The organism is Mycobacterium saskatchewanense (assembly GCF_010729105.1).
Lineage (GTDB): Bacteria > Actinomycetota > Actinomycetes > Mycobacteriales > Mycobacteriaceae > Mycobacterium > Mycobacterium saskatchewanense.
Window position 1 is genome coordinate 2,678,597 of sequence record NZ_AP022573.1, and the last position, 17,810, is coordinate 2,696,406.

15 protein-coding genes and 1 pseudogene are annotated in these 17,810 nt (G+C 66.5%); 11 read left to right on the forward strand and 5 right to left on the reverse strand.

Annotated features, from left to right (window positions below; genetic code table 11):
* Positions 1-602: 602 nt before the first annotated feature.
* Positions 603-1,097 carry an SDR family NAD(P)-dependent oxidoreductase gene (locus G6N56_RS12340; RefSeq protein ID WP_232069282.1) on the reverse strand — a complete coding sequence of 165 codons (495 nt, stop codon included), beginning with the start codon at positions 1,095-1,097 and terminating at the stop codon, positions 603-605.
* A gap of 204 nt (positions 1,098-1,301) precedes the next feature.
* Between G6N56_RS12340 and G6N56_RS12345 the strand changes: the two genes are divergently transcribed.
* From G6N56_RS12345 to G6N56_RS12365, 5 genes are all read left to right on the forward strand, one after another.
* Positions 1,302-1,844, forward strand: a complete 543-nt coding sequence (locus G6N56_RS12345) for a TetR/AcrR family transcriptional regulator C-terminal domain-containing protein (protein WP_232069283.1) — start codon at positions 1,302-1,304, stop codon at positions 1,842-1,844.
* Between the two features lie 191 nt (positions 1,845-2,035).
* The gene (locus tag G6N56_RS12350; protein WP_085256013.1) at positions 2,036-2,449 is read left to right on the forward strand and encodes an acyl-CoA thioesterase; all 414 of its coding nucleotides are present in this window, start codon (positions 2,036-2,038) and stop codon (positions 2,447-2,449) included.
* A 377-nt stretch (positions 2,450-2,826) separates the two neighbouring features.
* On the forward strand, positions 2,827-3,561 hold the full coding sequence (locus G6N56_RS12355; protein ID WP_085256012.1) for an SDR family NAD(P)-dependent oxidoreductase: 735 nt from the start codon (positions 2,827-2,829) through the stop codon (positions 3,559-3,561).
* Positions 3,562-3,564: 3 nt separating this feature from the next.
* Complete coding sequence (locus G6N56_RS12360) at positions 3,565-4,044, forward strand: nitroreductase family deazaflavin-dependent oxidoreductase (RefSeq protein ID WP_085256011.1); 480 nt, start codon at positions 3,565-3,567, stop codon at positions 4,042-4,044.
* Positions 4,044-4,721, forward strand: coding sequence for a TetR/AcrR family transcriptional regulator (locus G6N56_RS12365; RefSeq protein ID WP_085256010.1), 678 nt, complete (start codon positions 4,044-4,046; stop codon positions 4,719-4,721). The genes G6N56_RS12360 and G6N56_RS12365 overlap by 1 nt, the downstream gene beginning before the upstream one ends.
* On the opposite strand, the pseudogene G6N56_RS12370 reads toward G6N56_RS12365, so the two are convergent.
* Positions 4,668-4,964, reverse strand: a pseudogene (locus G6N56_RS12370) (integrase core domain-containing protein); the annotation flags it as partial. The gene G6N56_RS12365 and the pseudogene G6N56_RS12370 overlap by 54 nt on opposite strands.
* A gap of 662 nt (positions 4,965-5,626) precedes the next feature.
* On the opposite strand from G6N56_RS12370, the gene G6N56_RS12375 reads away from it, so the two are divergent.
* The gene (locus G6N56_RS12375; protein WP_085256009.1) at positions 5,627-6,802 is read left to right on the forward strand and encodes a glycosyltransferase; all 1,176 of its coding nucleotides are present in this window, start codon (positions 5,627-5,629) and stop codon (positions 6,800-6,802) included.
* Positions 6,803-6,827: 25 nt separating this feature from the next.
* On the opposite strand, the gene G6N56_RS12380 is transcribed toward G6N56_RS12375, so the two are convergent.
* The gene (locus G6N56_RS12380) at positions 6,828-8,396 is read right to left on the reverse strand and encodes a GMC family oxidoreductase (protein ID WP_180150526.1); all 1,569 of its coding nucleotides are present in this window, start codon (positions 8,394-8,396) and stop codon (positions 6,828-6,830) included.
* 34 nt (positions 8,397-8,430) lie between these two features.
* On the reverse strand, positions 8,431-9,456 hold the full coding sequence (locus G6N56_RS12385; protein ID WP_085256008.1) for an AraC-like ligand-binding domain-containing protein: 1,026 nt from the start codon (positions 9,454-9,456) through the stop codon (positions 8,431-8,433).
* 451 nt (positions 9,457-9,907) lie between these two features.
* Here G6N56_RS12385 and G6N56_RS28550 point away from each other — a divergent pair, with 451 nt between their 5' ends.
* Both G6N56_RS28550 and G6N56_RS12395 read left to right on the forward strand, forming a co-directional pair.
* Positions 9,908-11,926, forward strand: a complete 2,019-nt coding sequence (locus G6N56_RS28550) for an adenylate/guanylate cyclase domain-containing protein (protein ID WP_232069284.1) — start codon at positions 9,908-9,910, stop codon at positions 11,924-11,926.
* 494 nt (positions 11,927-12,420) lie between these two features.
* Complete coding sequence (locus tag G6N56_RS12395) at positions 12,421-12,678, forward strand: hypothetical protein (protein ID WP_085256006.1); 258 nt, start codon at positions 12,421-12,423, stop codon at positions 12,676-12,678.
* Between the two features lie 16 nt (positions 12,679-12,694).
* Here the strand turns inward: G6N56_RS12395 and G6N56_RS12400 are convergent, their stop codons facing one another.
* Positions 12,695-14,194 carry a glycoside hydrolase family 183 protein gene (locus tag G6N56_RS12400; protein WP_085256005.1) on the reverse strand — a complete coding sequence of 500 codons (1,500 nt, stop codon included), beginning with the start codon at positions 14,192-14,194 and terminating at the stop codon, positions 12,695-12,697.
* A gap of 447 nt (positions 14,195-14,641) precedes the next feature.
* Between G6N56_RS12400 and G6N56_RS12405 the strand changes: the two genes are divergently transcribed.
* From G6N56_RS12405 to G6N56_RS12415, 3 genes are all read left to right on the forward strand, one after another.
* On the forward strand, positions 14,642-14,869 hold the full coding sequence (locus G6N56_RS12405; protein ID WP_085256003.1) for a lipase chaperone: 228 nt from the start codon (positions 14,642-14,644) through the stop codon (positions 14,867-14,869).
* 153 nt (positions 14,870-15,022) lie between these two features.
* Positions 15,023-16,354 (forward strand): MFS transporter, encoded by a 1,332-nt coding sequence (locus tag G6N56_RS12410; protein ID WP_085256087.1) that lies wholly within the window; start codon positions 15,023-15,025, stop codon positions 16,352-16,354.
* A gap of 229 nt (positions 16,355-16,583) precedes the next feature.
* Complete coding sequence (locus G6N56_RS12415; protein WP_085256002.1) at positions 16,584-17,810, forward strand: acetyl-CoA acetyltransferase; 1,227 nt, start codon at positions 16,584-16,586, stop codon at positions 17,808-17,810.

The window sequence follows — 17,810 nt, forward strand, 5'->3', positions numbered from 1 at the left end:
ACCGAGCGGTGCGACCAACCATCGTGCGTGACCGGTCATGACATCAGGCGAGCGAACGCGGAGGGAACCAATCTCACAGCCCGCACCGACAAGCCCGCGTCGAACATGCCAGCCACACGAGCCAGGATCTGAGCTTGATCCGGGGCCCAACATGTGTCCGGCCGCTCCACAGCACGCCGCCCGGCCCCTGCGACGGCAAAGGGAATCCGCGCCATCACCTCCGATACTGGGAGCCACGCTCATCAGCGTCTCTAGTCAGTCAACGTTTAGGTACACTGTACGCATACCGTCAACAGAACGCTCGCACCCGACTTCATGGGAGTTGCCTCGGACTGTGGTCAACCAGATGGCCCGCCATTGATGCGCTCAGGGTGCTGATACTCGCTGCTGTCGCCGTTTGGCGGTGCGCGCTTGCCGGCCGCGTCGCCACCGATCGCGCATTGCGCATCGACCCCCTAACGCTTAATATCTGTTATCCATCAACGTGTTTCACCGCAGCAGCTAGCCACCGCGGCGTGCCGTCGCTCAGGGTTAAGGGCACGCCGGTGGCCATGAATCTCTGCCCGAAGGCGGCGCCCGTCGAGACATTAGTTGCGTCTTAGTTATACCGCGGTGCGACCGCCATCGACGGAGAGCGCTGCACCATAGATGAAGCTGGCCGCGTCACTCGCCAAATACGCGACAGCCGAAGCGATCTCGCACGGTCGTGCGACCCGACCGGCGGGGGCCTGCGTGGCAAGTGTGTCGAGCGCCTCGCCGAGCGCGGCCGATCCCGATGTCCGCGTGGGACCAGGTATTACTGCGTTCACCCGGACCCCCTGCGGGCCGTATTCGGCCGACCAGCTCTTGGTCAAGAACAATAATGCGGCCTTGGTCGCGCCATACACCGACATACCCGGCAGAGCGAATTGCCCTGCCATGCTGGCTATGTTGACGATTGCGCCTTTGCCTGCCTCAGCCGTCACTGGCGCGAGCGCTCCCACCAGAAAATGGGGTGCGGTCAGATTCGTTGCGATGACCGCGTGAAATCCGTCCACAGGAAAGGCAGATGTTGGAGCCAACACGCCGATGGCGGCGTTGTTGACCAGGACATCCACCAGACCACCTAATCACGTACACTGTACCTCTGTATGTCCTGGCCACCCCAGTGCTAGCTGACCGCAGAACAAAGAGAGAAGAGCGAGGTGCGGGCTCGGTTTTCAGTCGACGAGATTGGTCGGTGTGCGCTGAAAATCGTCGAGCGCGAGGGGGTTGCTGGGCTGAGTATGCGCGGCGTTGCCTCGGAACTTGGGACCGGCCCGATGACGCTCTACAACTACGTCAACGGCCGTGAGGGCCTCGAACAACTAGTAGTTGATGCGATCATGCAACGAGTTACTTTGCCTCCGCCGGTGAAGGATTGGCGGTCTGATCTCGAAGCTACCGCCGCAGCGTTGTGGGAGACCTTGCGAGCGCACCCTAACGCGGTTCCGTTGATCTTGACACGCCGGTCGGAGTCGGCGTCGAGTTTCGCTCCCGCGGAACGAATGATTGAGGCTCTATCGCGATCGCGGCTTGACCAGCTTCAGATTCTGGCTGCCTTCAGGGCGACGTTGGCGCTCGTCACAGGGTCGGCACAGGCCGAGTTCGCCGGCATCTTCGCTGGCACCGTCCTTCATGATCAGGCCAACACGGTGGGCGCCGCTCGGATTGGCGAGATCGCCGGCGCCGACTACCCACATATTGCCGCGCTGTCGGAGGTCAGCCAACAGTCAAGCGCTGCAGAGGATTTCCGCCGTGGACTCGCTATGCTTGTTAGCGGAATAGCCTCGACGGAGCGCAAGCATGCTCGACAGCGGCAGTGACCCAGCCACCGTCTTGCAAGCAGCTTACTTGCCGACATGGGGTTCTCGTTGCAGGAACGCGATCTGGTCCGCCAGCAGATCCGACACCAGAGGTGGATGGTCAACATCAGAATCACCGAAGGTGTCCAAACTCAGGTCTAAAGCACATCAGCTCATCCGCCGCCTAGCTCCACGAGAGAAGAGATGCCATCATGAACGGCACTCCCGTACTTTCACAATTTCCGCTACAGACCTACGACAAGTTGCGCTATGCAGACACAGACCGGCAAGGGCACGTCAACAACGCCGTCTTCTCCACCGCGCTCGAAACCGGACGTGTAGAACTTCTCTACCACCCAGAAACACCTCTTGCTGAACCGCACCAGTCGTTTGTCATCGCGCGTCTGGAGCTCGACTTTCGACGTGAAATGACCTGGCCGGGCGAAGTCGCGATTGGAACCGTAGTCGAGTCGGTTGGGCGCAGCTCATTCACGCTGAAGCAGGGTCTATTTCAGAAAAACGAGTGCGTGGCCATCGCCCGCACAGTCATCGTGATGATAGACAAACAGTCGAGTCCCTGCCCGCTTTCCGCGGCTGCACTCGCTAGGCTGTCCGAACTGTCCTGACCAAGGTCCAGTCCCGGCTACTGGGCCCGGTGATAGCACCGTTGCGGGCGGGGCCACCTCGACCGCCGGAGTCTGTGTCGAGGCCTCTGGTCTTCAAGGCCAAGCACAATCACCGACGAATGCCCGCTCCGCGTGTTGCGGCGCCGCCTTTGACTGGACGCCGTGAACTGGTCCACGGCACAGGAGAGTCCTCATCGGAACACTGGGCAGCCTCTGGACTGACTTGTCGTGACCGCCCAGTCGTGAGGTCTCGCATCTAAGGGCAAGGAACATGTTCAACCCCGTCTCGATTGGGTCGGGAATCATCGGACGCGGTGCTCTGTTTGATGTAGCGTCCGCAAAATTGGACAGACAGGTCTACTCAATCGGGAGTCATCATGGCGGAACAATCGAATGGTCAGCGGCCGGTGGCGTTGGTGACGGGGGCGACCTCGGGCATCGGCCGGGCAGTCGCACTGAATTTGGCGCGTGACGGTTTCGAGGTGATCGTGCACGGCCGCGACGCCGGACGTGGCGCGGCCACGGTCGATGAGATCGCCGCCAATGGCGGTCGGGCCCGGTTCGTTGCGGCGGACCTGGCCGACGCCGACGCGGTTACGGCGCTGGCGGCCGACGCCGGTGAAGTCGAGGTGCTGGTCAACAACGGTGGAATCTCCTGGTTCGGTCCCAGCGCGGAGCTGGACACCGAGACCTTTGATCTCTTGTTCGACAGCAACGTGCGCGCGACCTACCAGCTGGTCGCTGCACTGGCGCCGGGGATGGCCAAACGTGGGCATGGCAGCATCGTCAGCATTGACAGCATGGCCGGGCACGTCGGCTTGGCCGGCGGAGCTGCCTACGGGGCGACCAAAGCGGCGCTGACCGCGATGTCTCGGGCGTGGGCAGCCGAGTTCAGCCCCTCGGGGGTACGGGTGAACACTGTGGCGCCCGGGCCGGTGTTCACCGCCGAGTCGAAACGCGACCTGATCGAGAATCTGGCCGGCACCACGCTGCTGAATCGTGGTGCGCAACCTGAGGAGATCTCCGAGGTGGTTGCCTTCCTCGCCTCGGACAAGGCCAGCTACATCACCGGCGCGGTCATCCCCGTCGACGGCGGCCGGACGGCGGTGTAAGACATGACCGGCAGCTATGTGCCCAGCCCCAGTGATCGGGTCCGTGAGCAGGTCGCACTCTATGAAGCCACCGGCGGACAGGAGGGCGGGACCCTGGAGGACCGACCGGTGGTCATCTTGACCACCATCGGCGCCAAAACCGGCAGCGTCCGGAAAAACCCGGTCATGCGCATCAAGGAAGGCGACACCTACGTCGCCGTGGCCTCGGCCGCTGGCGCCCCCACGCATCCGGCCTGGTACCGCAATCTCATCGCCCACCCGCAGGTGATGCTGCAGGACGGCGCCACCGTCCATCAACTGCGAGCCCGGGAAGCCCACGGTGCCGAGAAGGCGCGTTGGTGGGAGGTCGCCGAACGGTTCTGGCCGCACTTCCCCGAATACCGCGTTAAGGCCGGTGACCGCGACATTCCGGTGATGCTGCTCGAACCGGTCGAACAGCCCGGCAGTGCAGCGGATGCACATGAACTCGCCGTGGAGCGCTGATGACCCAAACATCACGGGTGACCACCAGGGCGAATGCGCAAGCCCCGAGGCGCTCGGCCCGGCAGCGGCTGCTCGATGCCGCCGACGAATTGTTCGGTGACGAAGGCGTTCACACCGTGGGAATCGACCGGGTCATCCAACACGCGGGCGTCGCCAAGGCGTCGCTGTACAACACGTTTGGCAGCAAGGACGAACTGGTGCGGGCCTATCTCGACGGACGGCACGCGCGCACCATCGCCCGTCTGCGGGCCGCGGTGCAACAGCACAGTGACCCGGTGGCTCGGGTGTACGCGGTCTTCGACGCCCAAGCCGAGATCCTCTCCGAGCCCACCTTCCATGGCTGCGCCTTCATCTCGGCCGGCGCCGAGGCGCCGCCCGGCGGAGTGATCGAACACGCCGTCGATGCCTACCGCGCCGAGCTACGCGAACTGTTCACCAGTCTCGCTGCAGACACCGGTGCAGCCGATCCCCGGACACTGGGACGCCAGCTGCACCTCATCTACGACGGCGCCATCCTCAGCGCGCAAATGGATCACGACCCGTCCATCGCGGTGCAGGCTCGCGCCGCGGTCACAGCACTCCTCACCACAGCACTGCCAAGCAAAAACAACAACCGAAGTCGTTCATCGGTGGGTGCACGTCGCGGCATAGCGGGCCGGGGTTTGGTAGCCCAGTGATGCGAGCCGGCAATGGTTGTAGTCGTGTTTCCAGTCGCTGACAACCACGCGCGCCTGCGCCAGTGACCAGAAACTGTTGATGTTGAGGCACTCGTCGCGCACGGGAGTTGAACGATTCAACGTACCCGTTTCGCCAAGGCTCGCCGGGCGGGATGAAGTGCAACCCAACTCGGCCGCCGGCCCAATCGGCCAATGTTGCGCTGCAGGCCATTCGGGTCCGTTGTCACAACGCAGGACGGTCGGATAGGTGCCGCGTTACCGTGGAGGTGCCGCGACGTTTACGCTTGCGTCGCTGCGGCACCCGGAGGCCGAATTGAAAGTCCTCCCCCCACACCCGGTCGGGCCTGTCAGCCAGCACAGACGGCGGCAGAGGTCAGGCCACAAGTTCCCGACCCCGTGCAAGAAGTCCAACGACCGCACGTCGCGGCGCGGAAGGCCAACGCCAGCCCCGGGCAGGAAGCCGATCGGGCACTGTAACTCGTCTGCGAGAACGGGAAGCTGTTGCAGCACAGCTCGTTCCGATCCCGCACTGACCTACGCGCTGCTGGGCGACGCCACCACCCTCACCGAAGTGATGGCCCCCGCCCGCCGCTGCGACCCCAGGCCAGCGAGAGCAACATGGGCTCCCGACTACGCCGCTGCGGGATGTACCAGGCGGACCCCGACCGTAGTCGTAGACGCGAATCCGGTATCGGCAGGCCACCCCGCGCTGGGTGCGCTACTACGACTTCGGCGCCCGGCCGTATGCCGCGATTTCTGCGAGAACTGGCCGGGCGAAACCGGGAGTGACGGCGGCGTCCTATGAAGCCTCGCGCACGAACCACCCATTCTGTTCACCTCGAAGTCGCATTCGGTTTAACCGCCGTGGGCATCGTCCGCTATGTGTTGGTCATGGTGTCCCGCCGATGAGGTTCGTGCTGACGGGCTACGGAAGCCGCGGCGATGTCGAGCCGTGCACCACCGCGGGCCGCGAGCTGCAGCGAAGAGGCCACGACGTGCAGCTGGCGGTCTCGCCTCACCTCGTCGAGTGGGTTGAGTCGGCCGGGCTGGCCGCGGCGGCCTACGGTCCCGACACGCAGAGCATGCGGGAGGAAGACTTGGCGATCTTCAACAGCCCCAACAAGATCGGCGCGCTGCCCAAGATGTTCGAGTACGTGTTCGGCGTCTGGACTGAAAAGGCGGCGGCGCTGATGCCCCTCGCGGGCGGCGCTGATCTCCTGGTGTCGATGGGCTCCGAGCTGGACGTGGTCGCGAATGTCGCTGAGTACCATCGGATCCCGATGGCCGGGCTGCACTACTGTCCGCCCGAGACATTGCCGGTCGGGTGGCTGGACCGAACCATCACCCAGGAGGTGAAGTCCGCGCAGCGCCGAGAACTGGGCCTGCCCGAGGCCGCCGAGACACCGGCCCCATTTCTCGAGATCCAGGCCTACGATGCGCTGTGTTTCCCCGCGTTGGCGGCCCATTGGGGAGCGCGTGCGGGCTGGCGGCCATTTGTCGGTGCCCTGACACTCGAGTCGCCGACGGACGCCGACGACGAGATTCTGGGCTGGGTTGAAGAAGGACCTCCGCCGATCTTTTTCGGGTTCGGCAGCACACCGTTGCCTTCGTTCGCCGACACGGTGGCCATGATCGACGGGGCGTGCGTCGAATTGGGCGAACGCGCATTGATATTCGCCGGCCCGAACGAGTTCGCCGACATCGCACATGGAGACCACGTCAAAGTCGTCGCCGGCGGAAAACACGCGGACGTGTTCCCGCTGTGCCGGGCCGTCGTCCACCATGGGGGCGCGGGCGTCACGGCGGCGGGGCTGCGGGCCGGCGTCCCCGCCTTGATCCTCTGGTGGTGGCTGGATCAGCCGTATTGGGCGGCCGCCATTCAGCAACTGGGGGTCGGAGGCGGCCGGTGTTTCCGGTCCACCACCCGGCAATCGCTGGTCGAAGACCTGCGTTTCGTCCTCGCCCCCGAGCGCGTCGCCCGTGCCCGCGAGGTCGCCGCCCAGTCGACCACCCCGGCGGAAAGCGCCACCGCCGCGGCGGACCTGATCGAGCAGGCCGTCCACGCGGCGCGGACCGGCTGACGCCAAGGGGGGAGCCGTTCGCGGCTCAGCCCCGGGCCGAGTACGCCACGCCGGCCGGTTCGCGGGCGTCCATGAGCACGAAATCCGCCGCGCGCTCACCGATGAGGACCGCGGGAGCGTTGGTGTTGCCGGACGTCACCGCGGGCATGATCGACGCGTCCGCGACCCGCAGGCCCTCCACGCCGTGGACCCGCAACCGGGGATCGACCACGGAATCGACGTCGACTCCCATCTTGCAGGTGCCTACGTGGTGGTGATAGGTGAAGGCGGTCCTGCGCACGAAATCACGAAGCGCCTCAGTGGTTTCCACCTCCGGCCCGGGATACCGTTCCCGGAAGCCCCATTCGCTGAGCGCCTTGGTCGTTTCCAGCTCGCGGCACAGCTTGACTGCGGCCACCAGGGCGGTGAGATCCTCTTCGCAGGTGAACGTCGCGGGATCGATCAACAGCGTGTCATCGGTCCGCGGACCCGTCAGCCGGATACCTCCCCGGCTGCTCGGCCGCACCATTCCCGCCAGCAGCGATATGCCGTTGTCCGGGCCGGTCATCCACGGCTCGCTGTAGAGCGGGAATCCGAGGGCGATGGGCTGGATGTCGGGCGTGAGCAGGCCGGGTCGCGTGCGCGCCCAGACGTGGGCCTGGGTCAGGGGAAGCCCGGGCGTCGGCGCATCGATGGGCCGGTCGGTCGTCAGGATGACGGGCGCAAGAAGATGGTCGTGCAGGTTGCGGCCGACTCCGGGAAGGTCGACGACGACGTCGATGCCGACGGCGCGGAGATGGTCGGCGTCGCCGATGCCCGAAAGCATCAGCAGCCGAGGCGATTCGATGCCGCCTGCGCAGACGATCACCTCGCGTTCGGCGGTTGTCGACTCGACGCGCCCGTTCCGCGTCCACTCGACTCCCACGCAGCGGTTACCGCGCATCAGCAATCGACGCGCGCGGGCCCCCGTGAGCACGGTGAGATTGGGACACGACTCGACGGGACGCAGGTAGGCCGAGGCGGTACTGTGCCACCGGCCATCCTTGATGGTGAAGGCCATTGCCGACACACCGTCGAGCACGCCGCAGTTGTAGTCCGGATTGACCGGCAGGCCGAGTTCGACGAATCCGTCCAACACCGAGCCGTGCACGTCGTCGGGCTCATAGTGCGTCAGGATGTGCAGCGGACCGCCGACACCGTGCAGCGGGGACTCGCCACCGTCGTAGTCCTCCATGCGCCGGAACGTCGGCAGCACGTCGGCCCACGACCACCCCGGATTGCCCAGATAGGCCCAGTGATCGAAATCCCGGCGGGCGCCGCGGACGTGGACCATGGCGTTGAGCGAGCTCGTTCCGCCGAGCGCCTTGCCCCGCGGCCACGACAGGCACCGGTTGGCCGCCTGCGGTTGCGGCACGGTTTGGTAGCCCCGCTCGTCGGGCCCTGACCACACCTCGAACAACCGGGTGGGGTCCACAATGGCCGGATTGATGTCGGGCCCACCGGCTTCCAGCAGTAGAACAGTCAACCCCGCGTCCACCAGCCGCCGCGTCATCGCGGCGCCGGACGACCCCGCGCCCACCACGATCATGTCCACGCTATAGCCCGATGTCGTCATCCGGCCGCTCCCCCTTCACGACATGCGATTTGCGTCAGCTCCACTCGTGGAGCGTCGGCGACGACGCGCTTTCCCCCTCGCGCACAGAGGTTGCCAAATCACGCACCGGCCCCGACGCCAAGGAGAACGCTCGGTACTCCGTCGGGCTGACGCCGTAGCTCTTCTTGAAGAGCCGCGAGAAGTGGGCGGCGTTGACGAGCCCCCACCGGGCGGCCACCGAACTCACGGGCACGGGTAGGTACCGACAATCCGTGAGGTCGCGGCGACACTGCTCCAGCCGGCGCGCACGGACCCACCCGGTGACGGTTTCGCCGTCCTTCTCGAACAGCTTCTGCAGGTAACGGACCGACATGCGGTTGGCCGCGGCGATCGCCGAGACGTCCAGGGCAGGGTTGCCGAGTTCCCGTTCGATGTAGGCACGGACGCGGGTCAGTTGCGCCCGCCGACCGGCATCGGAGTGCCGCACCTCGCCCGGGAGGTTGTCGATGAGGGCCGCGGCCAGTAGGTCGATGATGGCCTCGGCGACGTGGGGGTTGCCCTCGTGCTCGCCGTCGAGGACCCCGGTGCCGACGCGTAGCAGAAATTGCGACACCAATGCGCCCAACCCGCTGCGGCCGCTGATCACGCGGGCGGTCAGGTGGCCAAGCTGCGGTATGGGCAGCCGCAGCAACGGCGTTGGGAGCATCACGACCAGCACCCGGTAGGACTCGGCGAACCGCAGTTCGTACGGTCTGGACGTGTCGTAGACGACCAGGTCACCCGGCGTCAGCACCGTTTCGCGACCGTCCTGGAACACGGACGATCGGCCGGCGACCTGCACGCCAACCTTCAGATAGCTGGCGGTGCTCTGCCGAATCAGCCGACTGGTCCGGCGCACCACAAGGCTCTTCGCAGCAACGTCGACCTCGGACAATTGGACGGTGCCCAGGTTGGCCGATCGCAGCCGGCCCTCGAAGTTTGACCTGTCGTCGACCGACAGCGACAGCGGAACGAACGTGTCCGACACCGCCGAGCGGAAGGCTTCGAAATGTCGTTCTGCGGCGGTCGTGACGATCCCCATGCACGAGCAACGAGGTGCCGCCGTTCCGGGTTCACTGTGACGCCTTGCGCACCGCTTCTGTTCGATCTTCGGGATGTAGTGGAGTCGCGGCCGCGAAGACCGTGCGCGGAGCGTCAAACGCTGTTCGTTGCAGTGCAAGCGCCCCGGGGCCGCGGTGAGCACCATTGGCGGTGCAGGCCATCCGCTCAGTCGAGCCGGAAGAGAAAGCCCGACATGCCGCAAAAGCTTGACGTCGACTTGACCGACGGGAACTTCCACGCGAGCGGAGACGCACGCGAGGCACACCGCTGGATGAGGGCGAACAGGCTTCGCGTGACATGCATGTTTCGAACGGTGTCGCCCCTGAGCCGCATTGAAGCCGTTGGCAACCCGACCTAGCACCGTCTCGGCCGGTCATGACGCCGACGGCAGACAGGCGGCGTCGGAACCACGCCGGCCGGGTAGGAGCGGCGTGGTTGCCCGCCGCGGGTCTCGGCTCCGCACGGTGAACTGGCTCATGCACATGGCGCTGCCGATGCTGGCGCTGTGGATGCTGCTCGAGCAGCCCCAGATCGACCTGGCATGGGATAACCGGGACGCGCACTTCGTCCTCGTCCTGTCCGCGGCCTTGGTCAGCGTGGCATTGGGCGCCCTGATCGCCCGGGCGTCCCGGGCGCGCGACGACGCCCGCCTCTGGCTGGTGTCGCTGGTTTTCATGACGACCGCCGGCTTCTTCGGAGTGCACGCCCTGCTGACGCCGGGGGTCCTGATGGACACGTCCGACGCGGAGTTCATGTTGCCGACACGCATGGGGCTGGTCCTGGCCGGCATGGTGGCGCTCGCGTCCGCCGTGACGTTCACACCTGTCAGGAACGCCCGGTTGTGGTCGTGGCGCCGGCCCCTGTCGGTCGCGATCTGGGTGCTGGTGGTCGCCTGCCCCGCGCTGGTCCTGTCCGGTGCGTTGGACCGGTTCGCGGACCAGATGGTGGTGGAAGACGTGGAGCGGGTCGGGGCGCTGCTCGGTGCGGTCCTGTTCGCGACCGCGGCGCTCGCCTATTTTCCGATCTATCGGCGCCGTCCCGCGGTGGTCGTCATGTCGGTGCTGACGGCGTTCGTCTTGCTATCCGAGGCATCGGTGGCCCTGGCGCTCGGGATGAGCTGGCACGCCTCGTGGTGGTTGTGGCACTTACTGATGACGATGGCCTTCTGCTTCATCGCCTACAGCGCCCGTGTCGAGTTTCACCGGGAAGGCACTGCCCGGGGGCTATTCGATTCGCTGGCCACCCGCCAGACCGTCGCCGAAATTCGCCGCGACTACGCCGCGGCGCTGGAGGCGATGGTCGACGTGCTGCAGCGCCGGGAGCGTGGCGAGGAGGTGGCGCCCGGGGCCGTCACCGCCGACCTCGCGGACAGGTTCGAGCTGTCGGAGCAGCAGGTGGCCGTGCTTAAACGGGGCGCGGAAGCCGTTGGCGCCGAACGCGAACGCGTGCGCAAGCTGCGGAGTTTGGTGGCCCTCGGGAGGGAATCCAGCGTCATTCAGGACGAGGACGCGCTGCTCAGGCGAGTGATGTCGGCGATCACCGATGCCTTCCCCGGCGACGAATTCCGACTGGCCCTCATGCACGTCGGCGAGCTCAGCTTCTGCGATGGCGCGAGAGCCCGGTCCGCCGGATCCGAACGCGCCGACCTCGAGCTGCCGATAATGGTCAAGGGGCAGGTCGCCGGGGTGATCGAGGCGCGCCGGCCTTCGGGGGCGTTCGATGACGCCGACATCGCGCTGCTGCGGTCGTTCGCAAACCAGTCGTCGGTCGCGCTGGAGAACGCCCGGCTCTACCGCCACCTCGACGGCTTGTTTCGCAGCTACATGTCGCCCGCGGTCGCCACCGCGCTACTGGCCGATCCTGATCAAGCCGGGCTCGGCGGCGCGATCAACGAGGTGACAGTGCTGATGGCCGACCTGCACGGCTTCACCCCATTTACCGAAGCCACCTCCCCGGACCAGGTGGTGACCATGCTCAATACCTATTACGGCGCGGTCGTTCCGCTCATCCTCGAGGCCGGCGGCACCGTCCTGCAATTCGCGGGCGACGCGGTGATGGCGATCTGGGGCGCTCCGGTGCGCCAGCCTGATCACGCGATGCGAGCCGCCCGGACCGGGCTCGCGCTGCACACCGTGGTCGAAGAGGCGGCCGCCGGGCGCGGCGACTGGCCCCGCTTCCGCGTCGGCATCAACACCGGACCAGCATTGGTGGGAAACATCGGCGCCCCACAGATGCGCAGCTTCACCGCGATCGGGGACACTATCAACCTGGCCGCTCGGCTCGAAAGCCTCGCCCAGCCGGGCCAGGTGATTCTCGGCCCGGGCACCTACGCCGCCCTCGGTGCGGCCGCCCGAGTCAGCAACCACGGCTGGGTGAAGGTCAAGGGCAAGCGACATCCCGTCCGCATCTGCATGCTGGAGGGATTACGGCACCAGGCGACTGCCGGCTAGCCCCTCGGGACCCCGCGAGCGACGGAGACCCTAGGCGCCTAAAACTCGAGTAAGCGGCCCAACGCCCGCTTCGCCGAGCCTGCGCCCGTTGCGCCGAGGCCGCGCTGGCGGCGCCGAGCAGCGGACGGCCGAGTTCACAAAACATTTGAGCATGGCCAGAAACCAAACGACTCGGTAGAGCGCGAGCTTTCGGCAACGTATCGTGCAAATTGCGCCACATCATACCAAGCGCCGCCCCTGGGCAGCGCTCGAGCTGTGAGAAGGCGGCCGGAATGAAACAAGTTGCAACAGCGAGAAATTGATCTTTCCGAGACTCCGAACAGAATCGCGGCGGAACTAACGCGCCGCGGTCGACGTCGAAGCTGGTATGGGCAGAATTCTGCGCTCCACCGACGCCATCGGGCTCCCGACTCAGTCCAATTTCCTTGCCGGTAACCCGAATTGGCGCGACGAATTCGGACCCATGACCACCCGATTCAAGCCAGGAGGATGCCATGACGACTCACCACCAGCACGTGATCGCCAAAGCAATAGCCGCCGCTGCAATCACTTTCGGCGTCGGCGTTGGGCTGGCAGCCCAGGCGGCCGCCGACGAGCCCGTCGGCGCCGAGGCGAATCCGTACACCGCGCTGCGCTGTGCCTGTACCGAGACGGCTCCTGCCGGCAGCGCGGCCCTGATGGAAGAGGTGCAGCGCGGCCTGCAACGGGGCCACTCCGCCTGGGTGCCGGGACTGCCCCCACCCACTCGCTGAGCGCAACCCTTCTCGCCTACGGCAGCACCGTGTGCATCAGCATCACGTCGTACGCCGACCACAGCGAGAGGTTGAAATACAAGTCCCTGCCCGACGACCACGGGTGGATCATCGGCGCGTAGATGCCGCCCGGCATCGAGAATGCCGACACCAACGGCTGTTCGGGGCTCCACGGCCCCTCGGGCGACGGCGCGGTCCTTGCCACGACGTCGTTGCTGCCGCCATTGGTGTAGAGCACCAGGTACTGCTTCAAGTAGTTGTTGTACTGCGCCGACATCTCGCCGACCGGTCCCGGCCACAGCGGCGTCGCCGCGCCCGGATTGGCTGCGACCCAGTGCCCGCCGTTGTCGCCATTCCAATACTGGTATTTCGTGAGGTCGGGCAGCTGGTTCGGCGGAACCCGCGACAAGAAGGCGGCGCCGCCGCGGCCGGACGGAGTGCCGAACTGGTAGAGGTAACCGTCGTTGCCCTTCATGAACGCGCCCATTTGGAAGTTCTCGTTACCGGGGGTGAAGCCCATCCCGGGGATCGCGTCCGCCGAGGCCGTGCGAATGGTGCCGGGAAAGACGCCCCAGTTCTGGCCGTTATCCAGCGAGCGGGCGATCGCCGAATAGTTCGTGGTCCATTCGCCGTCGCGGCCCCACTGCCTGATGGACATGTAGCTCATGTATTGGGTCCTACCGAGCGACATGCCCGCGGTCGGGATGATCCCGGTCTCGTGTGCGGCCTTGTGGATGGTGTTGACGACCTGCTTGGACAGGCCGGTCGTCCACACCGGTGAACCCGAGTATTTGTCGTTGGGCAGACCATCGGCTATGTGAATCCCATGCGACAGATCGTGGTCCGAACTGCGGAACAGGGTGTTGTACCGCCACTGCTGGCCATGGACCTTGCAGTATCCGAACGTATCGCCGAACGCCATCAGCACCTGACGGTTGGCGGGATCGCCGTTGTCCCAGGCGATCCCGAGGTCGGTGCCGGAGATGCCGAACCGATCGAGGGTTTTGTTGGGGCCGTTCGGACCAGTCACCCAGTCCACCAGTGACGTCGGCGCACCCGCGATGTTGGCCGGAGGTGGCGGCGGTGCGGGCTGGGGAGCGGGCGCGGGCCGCGGCTGAACCGGGGCCGCATTCGGGTTCAATTGAGTGGCATTCGGGGATTGCGGGACGCCGGGCGTGGGCGGATTCGGGGCCGGCGGCACCACCCCGGCCTGGGGCTGGATCGGCGCCGAATACCGTTGCCCCGGCGTGGTCGGCTTGAGGAACGACGAAATGAGCGGACCCAGTTTGGGTAGCGGAGCGCGGTCATTCGTATGCGAGGGCCGCCGTCCCGTCGGCGGTTGGACGACCGGCTGGGGTGCGGGCATAGCGGGAGGCGCGGCCGGCGGGTCGATGTTCGCTTCGGGTGCGCCGCACGGCGTGGCGTTCGCGGCCGGGGCGGGGCCCACCGCGAGGACGAGTCCGACAGCGGCCGCCGATGCCACCGATAGCGACACGCTCCGAAAAATCGCCGACATGTAACACCTTTCGAGGGACAGCGGCGTCGCACCCAAATCAGATTGACGCCCGCGGTTCGCTCATGTGACGATAGTGATCTGCGTGGCGGATGTGACCACCGATTTGCTGATAGGTATGCATCCGTGACCGTGTCGCAATCCGCCGGTTCCATCACGAGGACGCCCGTCGGGGCGCCGCCCGGCGCGCACCGGAATCAGCCAATTCACACGACCGACCTGGACGGTTCACCGCCGGTCGGGGTGCTCTGCCCGCATCCCACGCACGATTCCCTCACCCCCACCGCCCGGACGATCGGTGCGGCACCGGCGCCGCGGGCCGCCGTCCCCGGTCACCGCGAGCGTTGCTGATGGCCGCGGCGTTGCGTTGTGCAGATGATCTTGTGATCCGTATTACGGTCTTACATAATCCACTATGTGAATCTCCGGCTCGGAACAGGAGTAGGTCTCATGAGCAATTGGACAACCCGCCGCTTCGCAGTCCTCGTCGCCGCCGCCGGCGTGGCGCTCGTCGGGGCGGCCTGGGTCGGATACCCGGACGTCGCGACCGCCGCTCCGTCCAGCACCGGGACATCGGCGCCGACGACGACGCCCACACCCCTCACCACGCTGGCGCCGCCGTCGACCCTCTCGGCTCCCCCCGCCCCCTCGGCACCGCCGGCCCCGCCGCTGCCGTAGCCACCACTCGCCCGGCGGGCTACCCGGCGAACGGCCGCGCGCGCTAACTTGTGAGCAGTCGGCCGAGGAGGGCAACCGGTGAATGCGCCTAATGGCGTGCGGCCCACAGCAGTCGAAGGCAACGCGTATCTCCGCCGGGTGGTCGCCGCGTCGATGGCGGGCACCGTCGTCGAGTGGTACGAGTTCTTCCTCTACGGCACCGCCGCCACCCTGGTGTTCAGCAAGGTGTTCTTCGCGCGAGGCGGCAACGAGCTCGACGCAATCCTTGCCGCATTCGTCACCTACGCCGTCGGCTTCGCGGCCCGCCCGCTCGGCGGCCTGGTCTTCGGTCACCTGGGCGACCGCTACGGGCGCAAGAAACTGCTGCAGCTCAGCCTGCTGCTGGTGGGCACCGCCACGTTCCTCATGGGTTGTCTGCCAACCTTCGGTCAGATCGGATACTGGGCGCCGGCTCTTCTGGTGGCGCTGCGCTTCGTCCAGGGGTTCGCCGTCGGCGGCGAATGGGGTGGCGCCGTTCTGCTCGTCGCAGAGCACAGCCCGAACGCCAGCCGCGGGTTCTGGGCAAGCTGGCCGCAGGCCGGCGTGCCGGGCGGCAACATGCTCGCCACCGTGGTTCTCCTGGTGCTCACCTCGGAGCTCCCCGACGCCGAGTTCCTCAGCTGGGGCTGGCGCGTCGCGTTCTGGCTGTCGGCCGTCGTCGTACTGATCGGGTATTACATCCGCACCAAAGTCACCGACGCACCGATCTTCGTCGCCGCGCGGCGACAGGCCGAGGAGCTCAACCGCGGCCACCTGGGCGCCATCGAGGTGCTCAAGCGCTATCCGCGCGGCATCCTCACCGCCATGGGGTTGCGCTTCGGCGAAAACACCATGTACTACCTCGTCGTCACGTTTTCCATCACCTACCTGAAGGTGCAGGTGCACGCCAACACGACGGTGATCCTGTGGTGGCTCCTGGCCGCACACGCGGTGCACTTCGCGGTCATCCCGCTGGCCGGGCGCCTCAGCGACCGATTGGGCAGGCGCCCAATCTATTTCATCGGTGCGATCAGCGCATGCAGCTGGGGCTTTTTCGCGTTCCCGATGATGAACAGCGGCCGCAACCTCATCGTCATGTCGGCGATCATCATCGGCCTGGTGATCCACGGCCTCATGTACGCGGTCCAGCCGGCGGCCATGGCGGAGATGTTTCCCACCCGGATGCGCTACTCGGGGGTGTCGTTCGGTTACCAGGTCACCGCGATCGTGGCGGGCTCGCTGGCACCGATCATCGCGGTCCGCCTGCTCGAGACGTACAAATCCGCGGTGCCGATTTCGTGGTACCTGGCGGCCACGGCGGCGGTCAGCGCGGTGGCCGCGTTGCTCGCCCGCGAGACGAAGGGGTGCGACCTCGCCGCCATCGATCGCGCGGATCTGCACAGTTTCCGACCACAGCCGATCCTCCCGGAAGCCGAGCCGATGGGACTTGCCGAAGGCGCCCTGTAGTTCACCGCCCGTGGCGCCGATCAGCAAAGCGGTGAAGTCTTATGTTTGCCTACCTCCGCGGAAGGTAATGATGCATGAGAGGTGCGCGCGTGGGCCGGCCTACGTGCTCACCTAGGTCCCGTCGGTTCAGCCCGAGAGCCGACGGGGCCGCCTTTTATTGTTGCTGGGCGACCAGACCCGCGCGCTGATACCACTGACCCTGAACACATCCAGGAGTACCGTGCGCCGTATGGATCGCGACACCGATGTCTGGATTCTCGGCGGCTACCAAAGCGATTTCGCGCGCAACCTCACCAGGGAAGGGCACGACTTCGCCGCCTTGACCGCCGAGGTGGTCGACGGCACGCTCGCCGCGGCGAGGGCGGATGCCGCTGACGTCGGCGTGGTCCACGTCGCCAATGCCTTCGGGGAGATGTTCGCCGCTCAGGGGCACCTCGGGGCGATGCCGGCCTCGGTGTGCGACGGGCTGTGGGACGTCCCGGCCACCCGGCATGAGGCGGCGTGCGCGTCGGGCAGCGTGGCGGTGCTGGCGGCGATGGCGGACCTGCGGTCGGGTGCTTACGACACCGCACTGGTGGTGGGCATCGAGCTCGAGAAGACGGTGCCGGGCGACACTGCGGCACAGTATCTGGGCGCCGCCGCGTGGACCGGCCACGAAAGTGTCCGCGCGCGTTATCTGTGGCCGTCGATGTTCGCCGAGGTCGCCGACGAATACGACCGGCGCTACGGCTTGGACGACGCTCACCTGCGGGCCATCGCGCAACTGAACTTCGCCAACGCGCGCCGCAACCCCAACGCGCAGACACGCGCCTGGACCGTCCCCGACCCCATCACCGATGACGACGCGACCAACCCGATCACCGAAGGCCGCTTGCGGAGGTTCGACTGCAGCCAGATGACTGACGGCGGGGCGGGCCTGGTACTCGTCGGTGACGCCTATCTACGCGCGCACCCCGGCGCGCGCCCGATCGGCCGCATCGACGGATGGGGGCATCGCACCGTCGGGCTGGGCCTGCGGCAGAAACTCGACCGCGCCGCCGACGAGCCGTACGTGCTCCCACATGTGCGCGCCGCGGTGCTCGACGCGTTGCGCCGCGCGCGGCTGAGCCTGGACGACATCGCTGGGTTCGAGGTGCACGACTGCTTCACCCCCAGCGAGTACTTGGCGATCGACCACATCGGGCTGACCGGTCCGGGTGAGTCGTGGAAGGCCATCGAGAACGGGGAGATCGAGATCGGCGGCCGGCTTCCGATCAATCCCAGCGGCGGCCTCATCGGCGGCGGACACCCGGTCGGCGCGTCCGGGGTGCGGATGCTGCTCGACGCGGCCAAACAGGTCAGCGGCACGTCCGGCGACTACCAGGTCGACGACGCGAAGTCCTTCGGCATCCTCAACTTCGGTGGCAGCACCGCCACCACGGTCAGTTTCGTCGTGAGTAGCCCCAGGGGTTCGTGA